This is a genomic window from Pseudonocardia sp. TMWB2A (genome assembly GCF_017312135.1).
Window position 1 is genome coordinate 6,342,641 of sequence record NZ_QKQY01000002.1, and the last position, 14,052, is coordinate 6,356,692.

Annotated in this window: 15 protein-coding genes; 7 read left to right on the forward strand and 8 right to left on the reverse strand. The window is 74.6% G+C overall.

Going from position 1 to position 14,052, the window contains the following annotated elements; all coding sequences use genetic code 11:
• Positions 1-8 precede the first annotated feature (8 nt).
• The gene (bla, locus tag DMP17_RS44260; protein WP_337832610.1) at positions 9-923 is read left to right on the forward strand and encodes a class A beta-lactamase; all 915 of its coding nucleotides are present in this window, start codon (positions 9-11) and stop codon (positions 921-923) included.
• A gap of 10 nt (positions 924-933) precedes the next feature.
• On the opposite strand, the gene DMP17_RS44265 is transcribed toward bla, so the two are convergent.
• A complete protein-coding gene (locus tag DMP17_RS44265) occupies positions 934-1,812 on the reverse strand; it encodes an SGNH/GDSL hydrolase family protein (protein ID WP_337832611.1) in 879 nt (292 codons plus the stop codon).
• Positions 1,813-2,003: 191 nt separating this feature from the next.
• Between DMP17_RS44265 and DMP17_RS44270 the strand changes: the two genes are divergently transcribed.
• A complete protein-coding gene (locus DMP17_RS44270) occupies positions 2,004-2,291 on the forward strand; it encodes a DUF1540 domain-containing protein (protein ID WP_100879494.1) in 288 nt (95 codons plus the stop codon).
• Here DMP17_RS44270 and DMP17_RS44275 read toward each other — a convergent pair.
• The gene (locus DMP17_RS44275; RefSeq protein ID WP_226355009.1) at positions 2,276-2,692 is read right to left on the reverse strand and encodes a hypothetical protein; all 417 of its coding nucleotides are present in this window, start codon (positions 2,690-2,692) and stop codon (positions 2,276-2,278) included. The genes DMP17_RS44270 and DMP17_RS44275 overlap by 16 nt on opposite strands.
• A 49-nt stretch (positions 2,693-2,741) precedes the next feature.
• Positions 2,742-4,280, reverse strand: coding sequence for a long-chain-fatty-acid--CoA ligase (locus tag DMP17_RS44280; protein ID WP_337832612.1), 1,539 nt, complete (start codon positions 4,278-4,280; stop codon positions 2,742-2,744).
• A gap of 59 nt (positions 4,281-4,339) precedes the next feature.
• Between DMP17_RS44280 and DMP17_RS44285 the strand changes: the two genes are divergently transcribed.
• Positions 4,340-5,065, forward strand: a complete 726-nt coding sequence (locus tag DMP17_RS44285) for a GntR family transcriptional regulator (protein ID WP_226364588.1) — start codon at positions 4,340-4,342, stop codon at positions 5,063-5,065.
• Positions 5,065-6,210 (forward strand): acyl-CoA dehydrogenase family protein, encoded by a 1,146-nt coding sequence (locus DMP17_RS44290; protein ID WP_226355006.1) that lies wholly within the window; start codon positions 5,065-5,067, stop codon positions 6,208-6,210. The genes DMP17_RS44285 and DMP17_RS44290 overlap by 1 nt, the downstream gene beginning before the upstream one ends.
• Positions 6,211-6,214: 4 nt before the next feature.
• Here the strand turns inward: DMP17_RS44290 and DMP17_RS44295 are convergent, their stop codons facing one another.
• Complete coding sequence (locus DMP17_RS44295; protein WP_337832613.1) at positions 6,215-7,606, reverse strand: glycosyltransferase family 2 protein; 1,392 nt, start codon at positions 7,604-7,606, stop codon at positions 6,215-6,217.
• Positions 7,607-7,813: 207 nt separating this feature from the next.
• On the opposite strand from DMP17_RS44295, the gene DMP17_RS44300 reads away from it, so the two are divergent.
• On the forward strand, positions 7,814-9,301 hold the full coding sequence (locus DMP17_RS44300) for a SulP family inorganic anion transporter (RefSeq protein ID WP_337832614.1): 1,488 nt from the start codon (positions 7,814-7,816) through the stop codon (positions 9,299-9,301).
• Between the two features lie 10 nt (positions 9,302-9,311).
• Here DMP17_RS44300 and DMP17_RS44305 read toward each other — a convergent pair whose 3' ends face one another.
• Positions 9,312-9,689 (reverse strand): winged helix-turn-helix transcriptional regulator, encoded by a 378-nt coding sequence (locus DMP17_RS44305; protein WP_062399957.1) that lies wholly within the window; start codon positions 9,687-9,689, stop codon positions 9,312-9,314.
• 95 nt (positions 9,690-9,784) lie between these two features.
• Between DMP17_RS44305 and DMP17_RS44310 the strand changes: the two genes are divergently transcribed.
• Together DMP17_RS44310 and DMP17_RS44315 are read left to right on the forward strand one after the other, a co-directional pair.
• The gene (locus tag DMP17_RS44310; protein WP_337832615.1) at positions 9,785-10,612 is read left to right on the forward strand and encodes an NmrA family NAD(P)-binding protein; all 828 of its coding nucleotides are present in this window, start codon (positions 9,785-9,787) and stop codon (positions 10,610-10,612) included.
• Between the two features lie 74 nt (positions 10,613-10,686).
• Positions 10,687-11,043 (forward strand): tetratricopeptide repeat protein, encoded by a 357-nt coding sequence (locus tag DMP17_RS44315; RefSeq protein WP_337832616.1) that lies wholly within the window; start codon positions 10,687-10,689, stop codon positions 11,041-11,043.
• Here DMP17_RS44315 and DMP17_RS44320 read toward each other — a convergent pair.
• Genes DMP17_RS44320 through DMP17_RS44330 form a run of 3 tightly spaced genes read right to left on the reverse strand, consistent with a single transcriptional unit; the run spans position 11,030 to position 13,886 of the window.
• Positions 11,030-11,890, reverse strand: a complete 861-nt coding sequence (locus DMP17_RS44320; RefSeq protein WP_337832617.1) for an HTTM domain-containing protein — start codon at positions 11,888-11,890, stop codon at positions 11,030-11,032. The genes DMP17_RS44315 and DMP17_RS44320 overlap by 14 nt on opposite strands.
• The gene (locus DMP17_RS44325) at positions 11,884-12,213 is read right to left on the reverse strand and encodes a hypothetical protein (protein ID WP_337832618.1); all 330 of its coding nucleotides are present in this window, start codon (positions 12,211-12,213) and stop codon (positions 11,884-11,886) included. The genes DMP17_RS44320 and DMP17_RS44325 overlap by 7 nt, the downstream gene beginning before the upstream one ends.
• 38 nt (positions 12,214-12,251) lie before the next feature.
• Positions 12,252-13,886 carry a family 16 glycosylhydrolase gene (locus DMP17_RS44330; RefSeq protein ID WP_337832619.1) on the reverse strand — a complete coding sequence of 545 codons (1,635 nt, stop codon included), beginning with the start codon at positions 13,884-13,886 and terminating at the stop codon, positions 12,252-12,254.
• Positions 13,887-14,052 lie beyond the last annotated feature (166 nt).

Here is a 14,052-nt window from a genome sequence, read left to right on the forward strand (position 1 = left end):
GTGCGCCCATGACGATCACCCGTCGCTCCCTGCTCCTGGCCGGTGCCGCACTGGGCGGCGCCGCGCTGACCGGCTGCGCACCGGCGGCACCGGCCGCACCCGCGGCGCCTGCCCCGGCGGGCCCGGGCGCCGGGACCGCGCCGATCCCCGCGCTGGCCGACGTCGAACGCGAGTACGCCCGCACGATCGGGGTGCACGTGCTCGACACCGGCACCGGCGCGGCGGCCGGGCACCGCGACGGCGACCGCTTCCTGATGTGCTCGGTGACCAAGGCGCTGATGGCCGGTTTCGTGCTGCACCGCTCGTTGTCCGAGCCCGGCCTGCTCGACCGCCCGGTCCGCTACGGGCGCGCCGACCTGCTGGAGTACGCGCCCGTCACCACCCGGAACCTGGCGACGGGGATGACGGTGGCACAGCTGTGCGAGGCCGCCGTCACCGTCTCGGACAACACCGCGCACAACCTGCTGCTGCGCGAGGTCGGCTCCCCCGCCGAGCTGACCGCGTGGCTGCGCACGACCGGGGACACCGTCACCCGGTCCGACCGGGCCGAGACCGCGCTGAACGACCGCGACGGCGAGCGCGACACCTCGACCCCGGCCGCGCTGGCGTCCACGCTGCGCACCCTGGTCCTCGGCGACGCCCTGCCGCCCGCGCAGCGCGACCGGCTGACCGGCTGGCTGCGGGCGAACACCACCGGCGACCGGCAGATCCGCGCGGCGGTCCCGGCCGGCTGGACCGTCGGCGACAAGACCGGCTCCGGGCCGCTCGGGGAACGCAACGACTCCGGGGTGCTGTACCCGCCGGACGGCGCACCGCTGGTCCTGACGGTCTTCACCGTCCCGGCCGACCCGGCCGATAAGGCGCGCGGGGAGGCCGCGGTCGCCGCCGCGGCCCGGGCGGCGGTCGCCGCGCTGCGCGGCTGAGCGGGCCGGGTCAGATCCGGGCCAGCACCGCCCGCAGGATCGCGACCTGCCCGATCGGGCTGGGGTGCAGGCCGTCGTCCTCCCAGAAGTCGGGCCGGATCGGCATCCGGGACAGGTCGACCGCGTCCGGGTCGACCTCCAGGACCGTCGCGACGAGCCCGGGGACGTCGGCCGGGTCCCACCACTCGCCGGTGAGCTCGCGGGTGGCGGCCACCCGTCCGGGGTCGACCGGCGGCGGGACGACGAACCGCACCCGGGCGCCGCTCTCGGTCTCCAGCAGCAGGCGCAGCGCCCGCAGGTTCCGTGCCGTCTCGCTGATCGACACCATCCGGATCCCGGTGGTCGCGCCCTCCCGGCGGATGTCGTTGGTGCCCAGCATGACCAGCACCCGGGTCGGCACCCGGGAGACCAGGACCGGGCCGAGCGCGAGCGCCTCGGAGCTGGTCCGCCCGGACAGCGCGAGCACCTCGACCGAGGCCTCCGGTTCGACCATCGGGACCAGCTCGGCGAACAGCCGTGCCCAGCTCAGCCGGTCGGCGGACAGGGAGTCACCGACGACCACGATCCGCTCGCCCGGGCGCAGCGCCATCCGGTGCAGGCCGTCCGCGACCGGCGGCTCGTTCCGCAGTGCCCGCGCCGCGGCGCGGACCCGCCCGGCGAGCCCGGCCCGCACCCCGGCGACGGCCGACGGGTCCAGGCCCGCGGTCGTCGCGAGCAGCCGGTCGATCGACTCCTCCTGCACCCCGAACGCCGCGAACGCCGGCCAGGCGGTCAGGTCGGCGAACCGGATGAGCCGGCCCATCAGGTCCTCGTCCACGTCGCCTCCCTCTCCGGCCCGGTCCACCGGGTCCGGCGGGGGGATCATCGCCCACCCCCGGTCGGTCGTCACCGACCGGTCACCTCCGCGACCGACGCGGATCACCCGTCCGACGGGCACGCAATGTGATTCACGACACACATGTACCGCGTTTGCCGGACCGATCGCCCAGGTGGAGGGCGCAAATAAGGCGGCCCGCACCGCCGGTCAGGCGAGCCTCTGTTGCCTGGCGCGCACCGCGCGACCCCGACAACCTGAGCGCCATGACCACGGCCCAGGACATGCCCCAGGTTCAGCAGTGCTCCGCCACCAGCTGCTCCTACAACTCCGACTCGAGCTGCGGCGCGGGGGCGATCACGATCTCCGGTGACCACGCCCACTGCGGCACCTTCGTCGAGATCTCGTTCCGCGGCGGCAGCGGCAACGGCCTCGTCGGTGCCTGCCACCGTTCGGACTGCCGGTTCAACGAGAAGCTCGAGTGCACCGCGTCGTCGGTGAACATCGGCGCGGGCGCCGACGCCGCCGACTGCCTCACCTACGAGGCCAAGTAGGCCAGCTCCTCCACCCGGACCTCGCCACGCTCGTCGACGCGCAGCGCGCCGTCGGCGACGGCGAGGGCCGCGACGGGGTCGATGTCGTCGACGAGGACGGCGACCCCGTCCGCAGCGACCGCCCGCAGCGCGGACAGCACCGTGCTGCGGTCGTGTGCGTCGAGACCGTCGGTCAGGCGGTCGGCGAGGACCATCGCGGTGGGGCCCCGGCGGGCCGAGTCGACGGTGGCCAGCCGGTCCGCCGCCGACTCGGTCGCGCGGGCACCCAGCCTGCGGACCACGGCGTCGTGTCCGTCGGCGCACCGGCCGCTCGCGTCGTCCAGCCGGTTCATCATGCGGCGGCGTTGCACCGACGGCCCGAGCAGCACCGTGATGCTGCCGGTCGGCAGACGCAGAGACATGGAAGCCCTCCCTCACCGGTACTGAGGCGAGGCTAACCGACGATTGCGATCAGGTGAAGGCCCTGCGGTAGGTCTCACGCAGCTCGCGCTTGAGGATCTTGCCGCTCGGGTTGCGCGGGAGCGCCTCCACGACGTCGACCGAGCGGGGCCGCTTGAAGCCCGCGATCCGCGGCCGGACCCACTCGATGAGGGCATCCGGATCGATCGTCGCCCCCGGCCGCGGCACGACGACGGCCTTCACCGCCTCGCCCCAGCGCTCGTCGGGCACCCCGATCACTGCGACGTCGGCGACGTCCGGGTGCTCGGACAGCACGCTCTCCACCTCGATCGGATACACGTTCTCCGCGCCGGTCACGATCATGTCCTTGATCCGGTCGGTGAGGAACAGGTAGCCCTCGGCGTCGAGGTAGCCGCCGTCGCCGGTGCGCAGCGTCGCGTCGTCGCCGAGCGCGGCCGCGGTGTCCTCGGGCCGGTTCCAGTAGCCGGCGGTGACCTGGTCGGAGTGGATCCGGACCTCCCCCACCTCGCCGGGCGGCAGCTCCCGGCCGGTCGCCGGGTCCACGATCGTCAGCCGCACCCACGGGTACGCCCGCCCGGCCGAGCGCATGAGGTGCGCCCGGGGGCCGTCCGGATCGTGGTCGGCCGGGTCGAGCTGGGTGATCGCACCGGTGGTCTCGGTCGCGCCGTAGACCTGGAACAGCGGCGCCCGGAAGGTCTCGACGACCGCCCGCAGCGCGCCGACGGTGATCGGCGAGGCGCCGTAGGCGATCGACCGCAGCGCGGACCAGTCGCGGCCGGCGGCACCGGGCACCGCGGAGAGCATCTGCAGCACGGCCGGTACGAGGAAGGCGTTCGTGACGCGCTCGCCGGACATCGTGTCGAGCAGCGGCCCGGGGACGATGTCGGCGACGAGCACGCACCGCGCCCCGGCGGCCAGGCAGACCAGGGCGTAGCCGACGCCGCCGATGTGGAACAGCGGCATCGCGACCAGCGCGGTCGAGGTGGGGTCGATCGACCAGTGCCCGGCGGCGAGCAGCAGCGCCGAGAACTGCCGGTGCGCGAGCAGCACGCCCTTGGGCAGCCCCGTGGTGCCGGAGGTGTAGAGCTGCAGCACGGTGTCGTCCGGGGTGGACCCGGCCGGCGGCGACGGCGGCAGCACGTCGGCGGCCGCGTCACGCCAGTCCGCGTGGTCCTCCCCCACGACGACGACCCGGCGCCCGTCGAGCGCACCGCGCAGCCCCGCGAAGTCCGGCCCCAGCACGACGAGCCCGGCCCGGGCGTCGTCGACGAGCGCCAGCAGGTCGGCCTCGGTGAGCCGGGTGTTGAGCGGGACCGACACCGCGCCGATCCGCGGCGCGGCGAAGAGCAGCTCCAGGAACTCCGGCCGGTTCTTCCCGATCCACACGACGCGGTCCCCGGCCCCGAGGCCGAGGTCGCGCAGGGCCGCCGCGGTGCGCCCGGCGCGCTGTTCGAGCTCGCCGTAGGTGGTCGTCGCGCCGTCGAACGACAGCGCGACGAGGTCGGCGCGGTCGGGATCGGCGAGGATGTCGGTCAGGCGGAAATCCTCGGCAGGGCTCTGACCCGGCACGGTGTTCTCCCTCGGTCGGCGGCGACGCAGGTTCGGCGAAATCGTATATGATAGTCGCCGTGTCGACGGCCGACTTCGTGCGTGAGCTCTCACCGGGCCGCGCCCCGCAGCTGCCCGACCGCATCGCGCTCGTCCTGCGGGACCGGATCCTGTCCGGCGAGCTGCGGCCGGGCACCTTCCTGCGGATGGACCGGATCGCCGCGGACCTCGGCGTCAGCCACACCCCGGTCCGCGAGGCCCTGCAGTCGCTGCGCGCCGAGGACATGGTCCACGCGGTGCCGCGGCGCGGGTTCGTCGTCGCCGAGCTGACCCGTGACGACGTCGCGGACCTGTTCGAGGTGCAGGCCGACCTGACCGGGACGCTGGCCGCACGCGCGGCGCAGCGGCTGTCCCCCGCCGACCTCGCACCGCTGCGCGAGCTCGCCGACCGGATCGCCGCACTGTGCGCGCGCACCCCCGAGACCCACGACCCGGCCGAGCTGGACCCGCTCGTGTCCGCCGAGCACCGGCTGCACGCCGAGGTCAACCGGCTGGCCGGCTCGCGCAAGCTCGCCTGGCTGGTGGGGCGCTCGTCGCACTACCTGCCGGCGCACTTCTACACCGGCTCGCCCGAGTGGCGGGCCGGCGCGGTCGACGCCCACGTCGTCCTGCTCGACGCGCTCGGCGCCGCCGACCCCGACGCCGCGCGGGCGGCGATGCGCCGCCACGTGCTCGACGGCCGCGACCTGCTGCTCGCCCACCTGGACCGCACCGGAATGTGGTCCGACGACCGAGGAGATCCCTGATGCCCGTCACCCTGACCGAGGACCAGACCGACCTGGCGAAGGCGATCGGCGACTTCTGCCGTCGCGAGATCGGCAGCAAGGAGCGCCGCGACGAGCTGACCGGCGGCGGGCGGCACGCCCACTCCGACGAGATCTACCGCAAGATGGCCGACCTCGGCTGGCTCGGCATCGCCACCCCCGAGGAGTACGGCGGCGCCGGCCAGGGCATGCGTGACCTGCTGGTCTTCCTGGAGGAGTCCGCGTACGGCCAGGCCCCGATCGCCGGGTTCGGCACGACCACCATCACCGCCGCGGCGATCGAGAAGTTCGGCACCGAGGCCCAGAAGCAGGAGCTGCTGGGCGGTATGTGCCGCGGTGACGTGCTGTCGATCTCGATGTCCGAGCCGGAGGCCGGGTCCGACGTCGGCGGGCTGAAGTGCAAGGCCACGAAGACGGAGACCGGCTGGCGGATCGACGGCCAGAAGACCTGGTGCTCGAACGCGCACATCGCGTCGCACATCCTGCTGGTCGCCCGCACCTCCACCGAGGGCGGCAAGCACGACGGCCTGACCATGTTCGTCGTGCCCGCCGACGCGGCGGGCCTGTCGATCCACGGCATCGAGACGATGGGCGGCAAGGAGGTCAACGACCTCTACTTCGACGGGTGCGAGCTGCCCGCCGACGCCGTCGTCGGCGTCGAGGGGCAGGGCTGGCGACAGCTCATGGCCGGGCTGAACCTGGAGCGGATGATCCTGGCCGGGCTCATGCTCGGGCTGGCGCGGCGCGCCTTCGACGACACCGTCGCCTACGTCAAGGAGCGCAAGCAGTTCGGCCGCCCCGTCGGGAGCTTCCAGGCGATGCGCCACCGCATCGCCGACAACGCCACCGAGCTGGCGGCCACCAGCCTGCTGGTGCACGACACCGCGCGGGTGATCGACGAGGCACCCGCGGGTGCGCTGTTCCCGCGCGAGGCGTCGATGGCCAAGCTCAAGGCCACCGAGCTCGCCAAGCACCTGTCCCTGGAGGGGATGCAGATGCTCGGCGGCTACGGCTACGCCACCGAGTACGGCATGGAGCGGCTGCTCCGCCAGAGCGTCGTCTCGACGGTGTACGGCGGGACCAGCGAGATCCAGCGAGACATCATCGGGAAGTCCTACGGGCTGTAGCGGCTCAGGCCGCGGAGTTCCGGGCGAGCTCCGCGGCCCCGCGGTCGTCGCCGGCCTCGGCCTCGGCCTGCCGGTCGGGACGCGGAGCCGGGACGGCCGTCGGGCCGACGTGGGCGCCGGCCTCGGCCCGGACCCGCGCGGCCTCGGCGGCACGGCGGATGTGCGCCGGGACGAGCGCCGAGCGCGCGGGCAGCAGCATCGGCGGCACCGCGCCACCGTTGCGCCGCACCTCGCGGGACCGCTGCACGTAGGCCCAGCCGCCGCGGGCGATCCGGCCGCCGCGCTCCAGCAGCCCGCTGTCGGGCATCGCGTCGCCGGCGCCTGCCTCGCGGTCGGAGATGTGGCGCAGCCGGGCGACCGCCGCCGGGAGCCGGCGCAGCGCGACCGAACGGCCCTGCGGCGACAGCGCCACCTTCGCCAGGAAGCTGCCCAGCCCGATCGCGTAGCCCTCGAGCTGGGTGTTCAGCGCCGCCTGGTCGGGACGGTGGTGGTGCCACAGGTAGGCGCCCGGGGCGTACCCGAGGACGTTGCCGGCGAGGATCATGCGGACGAGGAACTCGCAGTCCTCGCCGCCGTGGGTGGGGGTGCCCGGGCCCATGGCCTCGTCGAAGCCGCCGACGGCGCGGGCGGCCCCGGCGCGCACGGCGAGGTTGGCGCCGATGCCGAACAGGCCGGGTGCGAACGGGAAGATCGGGGAGTCCGCGGGGGGCTCGGCGAGGGTGAACCGGCGCGGGGTGAAGCCCTTGTTCCAGGCCAGGGCGACGTCGGCGGCGCGCTCCTCGGGGCTGCCCAGGCGGGCGGCGAGCACCGGGCCGGAGACGCAGGCGAGCTCGGGGTCCGTGGCGAACGCGCCGGCGATGCGCGAGGCCCAGGCGGGGTCGACCTCGGTGTCGTCGTCGGTGAAGGCGACGATCTCGGTGCGGGCCTCGGCCAGGCCCCGGTTGCGGCCGATGGACGCACCGCGCCGCGGCTCGCGGACGTAGCGGACCCGGTCGGAGCCCGCGGCCCGCACGACCAGCTCGGTCCGCTCGTCGTCCGGGTCGTTGTCGACGACGACGACCGACAGCGCCGGGTGGTCCGAGGCGAGGACCGCGCGCAGGCAGCGGGCCAGCGACTCGGGCCGGTTGCGGGTCGCGACGACCACGGTGACCGGGTCGGCCGCGGACGGCGCGACGGCGACGGTGCCGGCCGCGGGCAGCGCGGCGACGGCGAGCGAGAGCTCCGCGGCGGTCGCGCGCCCGGCGCGCAGCGGCACGGTGACCTGACCCTGCGGGGTGCCACCGACGGTGACCAGCAGCCGTGCGGCGGCGAACCGCCGATCGACCTCGAGGTCGCGGGCCGGGGCGAGCCGGTCGAGCTCACCCACCCAGGTCGGTACGTCGGGAGTCATCGCCATGGACCCCATCGTGCTCACCGTCGCTGTGACGACGCTGAGATCGGCCTGTGGGACAACGGAGTGTGGGGCGCGCCACCCCGGACGGGTTCCGGGCCCCGCACCGCAGACCCTCCCCTAACGTGAGAGTACGGTCGGGCCGTTCGCGAGCTCCCGCCGTCGTGGCCCGCGGCCCCGCCCCTCCCCCGACGTGAAAGCGACCGTCGTATCGTGCCCCGCTCCGCCCTGCCCGACCTCGCCACGCTGCGTGCACGCTGGACACCCCGCCTGGTGCGCACCGAGGTGCTCGCCGGACTCGTCGTCGCGCTCGCCCTGATCCCCGAGGCCATCGCGTTCTCGATCATCGCCGGGGTGGACCCCCGGGTCGGCCTGTACGCCTCGTTCACGATGGCCGTGGTCATCGCGGTCTGCGGCGGGCGACCGGCGATGATCTCGGCCGCGACCGGTGCGATCGCGCTGGTCGTGGCCCCGCTCTCGCGGGAGTACGGCGTCGAGTACCTGTTCGCCGCGGTCGTGCTGGGCGGGGCGCTGCAGATCGCGCTGGCCGCCGCGGGCGTCGCGCGGCTGATGCGCTTCCTGCCACGCAGCGTGATGGTGGGCTTCGTCAACGCACTCGCGATCCTGATCTTCACCTCGCAGGTGCCCCAGCTGGTCGGCGTGCCCTGGGCGGTCTACCCGCTGGTCGCCGTGGGCCTGGTGGTCATCGTCGGGCTGCCGCGGCTGACCCGCGTCGTCCCGGCACCGCTGGTCGCGATCGTCGGGCTGACCGTGGTCACGGTGACGGCCGCGGTCGCCGTGCCGACCGTCGGCGACCAGGGCGCGCTGCCGGACACGGTGCCGCTCCCGCACCTCCCCGCGGTGCCGCTGACGTGGGAGACGCTGCGGATCGTCGCGCCGTACGCGCTCGGCGTCGCCCTGGTCGGGCTGATCGAGTCGCTGATGACCGCGCGTCTGGTCGACGACATCACGCAGACCGGCTCGGACAAGACCCGTGAGTCGTGGGGCCAGGGCGTCGCGAACATCGTCACCGGCTTCACCGGCGGCATGGGCGGCTGCGCGATGATCGGCCAGACGATGATCAACGTGAAGGCGTCCGGGGCCCGGACCCGGCTGTCCACGTTCCTCGCGGGCTCGTTCCTGCTGGTCCTCGTGGTCGCACTCGGCGACGTCGTCGCGCTGATCCCGATGGCCGCCCTGGTCGCGGTGATGGTCATGGTGTCGGTCGGGACGTTCGACTGGCACAGCATCCGCCCGGCGACGCTGCGCCGGATGCCGCGCAGCGAGACGGCGGTGATGCTGACGACCGTCGTGGTCACCGTCGGCACCCACAACCTGGCCTTCGGCGTGGGCGCCGGCGTGCTCGTCGCCTCGGTGCTGTTCGCGAACCGGGTGTCACGGCTGGTCGGGGTGGACCGCACCGCCGACGACGGCGGCGCGGTCGTCTACCGCGTCACCGGCCAGCTGTTCTTCGCCTCCAGCAGCGAGCTGAGCTTGGCGTTCGCCCCCGACGGGGACCCGGCGGAGGTGACCGTCGACCTGTCCGGCGCGCACGTGTGGGACGCCTCGACCGTCGCCGTCCTCGACGAACTGCGGCGCCGCTACGCGCGGTCCGGCCGCACGCTCGTCGTCACCGGGATGAACGACGACAGCCGCGACCGCCACGAGCGGCTCGCCGGACACCTGGGCGGCGGGCACTGACCACCGGGGCCTAGGCGCGCTCGCGTGCCGCCAGCACCTCGGGGATCCGGTCCTCGATCCAGCCGACGAGGCCGGCGAGGTGGCCGGTCACGCCGTGGCCGAGCTCGGTGAGGCCGTAGCTGACCTGCGGCGGGGTGGTCGCGGCGACCTCGCGGTGCACGAAGCCGTCGCCCTCCAGGGTGCGCAGGGTCTGGGCCAGCATCTTCTCGCTGATCCCGCCGACGGCGCGGCGGAGCGCGGAGAACCGGTGGTCCTCGCGGGACAGGACGACGAGCACGAGGACCGCCCACTTCGACGTCACGTGGTCGAGGACCGACCGCGAGGGGCAGCTGCTGTCGAACGCGTCACCCGAGAACAGGCCCGTGGGCCGCTCCACCTGCGTGCTCACCGTCCATCCACCTACTTACCAGAAGGTACGTACTTACCGAACGTAAGCCTATCCGGCAGTGTCGTCACCGTCCACGACGAGATGGGGAGACAGCGATGATCATCGTGACCGGGGCGAGCGGGAAGCTGGGCGGCGCGGCCGTGCGGGCGCTGCTGGAGACCGTGCCGGCGGAGCGGGTGGGCGTCCTCGCCCGGTCCGCGGAGAAGGTGGCCGACCTGGCCGCGGCCGGGGTCCGGGTGCACGTCGGCGACTACGAGGACCCGGCCTCGCTGAAGGCGGCGTTCACCGGCGCCGACGGGCTGCTGTTCGTGTCCGGCTCCGACGTGACACCCGGGGTGCGCGAGCGCCAGCACGGCAACGTGGTCCGTGCCGCGGCCGAGGCGGGTGTCGGGCACGTCGTCTACACCAGCGCGATCGGCGCGGACCGGCCCGGCGCGCCCGCCTTCCTCGCCGACCACACCGTCACCGAGGAGCTGCTGCGCGACTCCGGGCTGCCGGTGACGCCGCTGCGCAACACCTTCTACTCGGACATGTTCGTCAACCCGGACGTGGTCGCCGCCGCGCTGGAGTCCGGCGGGACGGTCGCCGCGGACGGCGGCCGGGCGCTCAACACCGCCACGATCGCGGACCTGGCGCGGGCCGCCGCCGTCGTCGTGGCCAGGGGGCCGCAGGAGCACGCCGGGCGCGCCTACGAGCTGCGCGGACCGCTGTGGACCTACGACGAGCTGGCCGCGACGATCGCCGCGGAGTCCGGCCGGCCGGTGTCCCACCGCCGGGTACCGCTCGACCGGGCCCCGGCTCCGGCCTTCATCGGCGAGTTCGTCTCGTCGGGGATGTTCGCCGAGCCGTCGGAGGACCTCGCGACGCTGCTCGGCCGTCCGGCGACCGGGATGCCCGAGCTGGTCCGCGCCGCCCTGGCCTGAGCCGGGAACAGAACACCCGGCGCCGCGGTTGTGGTTGACGTATCAACCGAATGGGCCGGAAGGAGGCCGCACCGATGAGGATCGACGCGCTGTCCTGGATGACCGGGACGGAAGCAGGGCCTGCCGACCGGTGGGAGCACGCCGGGTACCTCTTCGACTCCGGCGACCCCGCGGGGGCCGCGACGGTGCTCGCCGAGCTCGTCGCCGAGCAGCCCGAGGCCGCCGCGGTCCGGCTGCTGCTGGCCCGCGCGTACTACCACTCCGCGCAGCTCGGCCGGGCCGAGACCGAGCTCCGCGAGCTGGTGCGCCACGAGCCGGCCGACGGGTACGCCCACCTGCTCCTCGGGCGCACCCTGCAGCGCCGTTCGCGCCACGACGAGGCCGCGCCGCACCTGCGGCTGGCCGAGGCGATGGGCGTCAGCGCCGGGTGACCGTGCTCGGCAGCGCCGGTTCCGACCGGCGCTGCCGGGGCACCACCACCGCGCCGGTGAGCCCGTCGACGACCGGGACGCGGTCCGCGAACAGCAGGTAGCCACCGCAGGTGAGGGTGGCGAACAGCCCCAGCTCGACCGCGGCGTGCAGCCCGTCGGAGAGCATCGCGATCATGCCGAGGTGCAGCCCGATCCCGGCGACGACGGCGACCGGCCGCAGCCGCGACGACCACAGCCCGAACGCGACGAACAGCTCGGTGAGCACCGCGCCGAACGCCATCGGCACCAGGAACACCGGCGTCAGCAGCGCCGCCGGGACCAGCACCGAGTCCCACGCCCAGGACGCCAGCCCGTTGCCGGACAGGAAGTCCGGACGGATCTTCGAGATCGCGGCGTAGAAGTAGACGATCGTGATCTGCGCCCGTAGCACCAGCACCGGCGCCGCCCACACCCGGTCGGCGCCGTGTCCGCGCCGGGACCGGAGCGACCAGGCCGCGTCGCAGTCGGAGAACGACAGCAGCACCGCCGCGGTGAACAGCAGGTAGGTGTGGTTGGAGTAGTAGCCCGCGCCCCAGACGAAGCCGGCGGTGCACAGCCCGACCACCAGGGCCGCCGCCCGCGCGTTCCACCCCGCGACGACGGCCAGCGCCGCCAGCCCCATCACCGCGCCGAGCGCGAGCCAGACCGGGGCGGGCAGCACCGGGCCGACCCCGAACAGCGGTCCGGCCCGGGTCCCGAGCAGCGGGCTCGCGCCGAGCTCGACGGCCTTCAGCCCGGCGACGAGCCCGACCAGGATCCGGTACCCGGCCAGTGGACGTGCGGGGAGCGTGTCGGGGAGCCTCAGCACGGCTGCTCCCACTCCGGGGCGCCGTCCCGGGTCCGCGACACCGCGACGAGGTCCGGGGTCGCCGCGCACAGCAGCTGCGGGACCGTGGCTCCGTAGTGGACGGTCCGCTGCGGCCACGGCAGGGCCTCGGTGTCGAGGGCACGGGACGCGCCGTCGGCGGTCCGCCCGGTGTAGGCGTACTCCGTCGACGACGCGACGAACATGCTCCAGGAGTAGCGGCGGGGCGGCTCGGTGGTGGCCAGGCCGACCGCGGGGATCGCGACCTCCAGGGCCACGACGCCCGCGAGCAGCCACCCCGCGGTCCTGCGTGTGAGAAGCGGCACGTCCACTCATCGCCCCGCAACGGTCCGGTGTTAGCCGGTCACTTTCCGTCGAGGGAGTAGATCCGGACCCAGTCCACCTCGTACGTCGCCGGCTGCATGTTGCCGCCGAAGAAGTTGTCGAGCTGGATCGTCAGGTGCCCGCTGGGCATGTCCTGGATGTTCTTGCGGCCGGGCCGGGCGCCGCCGGAGAAGGAGAACCACTCCTTGCCGTCGATGAAGCCCTTCACGTGGTCGGGCGTCCACTCGATGGCGACGTTGTGCCACTCGCTCAGCGGTGCGCCGCAGTCCTTCTCCTTGGCGTACTCCTGCTGGACCGCGCCGCGGCCGTGCGGGTAGTGGATGAACGCCTCGGCGCACTGCTCGCCGGGCGCGCCGTTCTCGAGGAAGTCGTACTCGCCGTCCTGGGGCCAGCGGTCCGACTGCGGCCAGATGATCAGCAGCGGGTGGTACTGCCTGCCGTTGTCCGGGCCGGTGGCCTCGGAGCGGACGCGGGCCTCCCAGCGGCCGTACTGCTGGTTGAACTTCGACGAGATCCACGCCGAGTCGCCGTTGCGCAGCCCGGTCTGGATCAGCTTGCCGTCCTTGACCGTGGACCGGCTGGCACAGCGGCCGCCGTTGCCCGCGTGACCGGGCCAGCACTCGCCCGCCTGGTTCCACTTCGCCGGGTCGGGCGGTCCGGTGTAGTCGAACTCGTCCGACGCCGGCAGCGGCGCGCCCCAGCCGTAGCGCTCGGCCGCGCTGGTGGCGCCGGGGCGGGGCGTGCTCTGGTCGGCCGGTCGGGCCGAGGGGTCGGCGGGCGCGGCGGGCGCGGCCGCGGGGTCGGTCGGCGTCTCGACGGGCGTGTCCGCGGGGTCGACGGGCTTCTCCTCCGGGTCGGTGGGCTTCGCGGGGGCGGCGGGCTCCGTCCCCGTGTCGGCGGGCCCCGTCCCGGCGTCGGCGGGTGCGGGCGCCGGGTCGGCCGGCGTCTCCCCAGTATCCGCCGGCTTCTCGGCAGGCCCGCCCGGTGTCTCCGCGGGAGCGGCGGGCTCGTCCGCGGGAGCGGCGGGCTTCTCCGCGGGAGCAGCCGGCCCGGCCGCGGGACCGTTGGGCTCGTCCGCGGGCGGCGCCGGGTCGGCGGGCTTCTCGGCCGGGGCGACCGGCGTCGTCGGTTCGTCCGCGGGGCCGGACGGCGCGTCGGCGGGCGTGTCGGCGGGCTTCGCGGCGTCGGCAGGCTTCGCACCGTCAGCGGGCTTCGCCCCGTCGGCAGGCTTCGCGGCGTCGGCAGGCCCCGTCGCGGACGGCGGGACCGGGCTCTCGGAGCCGGACGACCCGGTGGCGGCCGGGCGGGCCGGTCCGGCGTCACCGGAGCCCTCGGCCCCGCGGACGGCGTCCGTCTCCGCGGGCCGAGCGGCCGCGGCGGCACCCGAGCCCCCGGCGGCCTCCGACGACGACCGCAGAGCGGAGTCGGTCGGGAACGCCGCGGCGCCCGACGGGGTGGTCGTCGGCCCGGCGAGCACGCTCGGTGCCTCCGGGACCGCGGCCTGCGCGACGGCGCCGGGCACCGTGGGTGCCGCGGCCGCGGACACGGCCGCACCGTCGGTGAGCGCCAGGACCCCTCCGGTGAACATGACAGCACTCACCGTCACCACCGCCGCCGCGCTCATCACCGTACGTCGTGCCAGTCCGCGCCTCATGGCTTCGTTCCCGTCCCCATCCGTGTCCGGCTTGTCCGATATCCACGACGCTAGAAGCACCCTGTGCACACCAGCCACACTCGCCACCCGTCGGTGGGGTGAGGTCACTCCGGAGGAGGTCACCCGAACCGGCGGACCGGCGTGACGGGTGGGAACCGGGGGACGA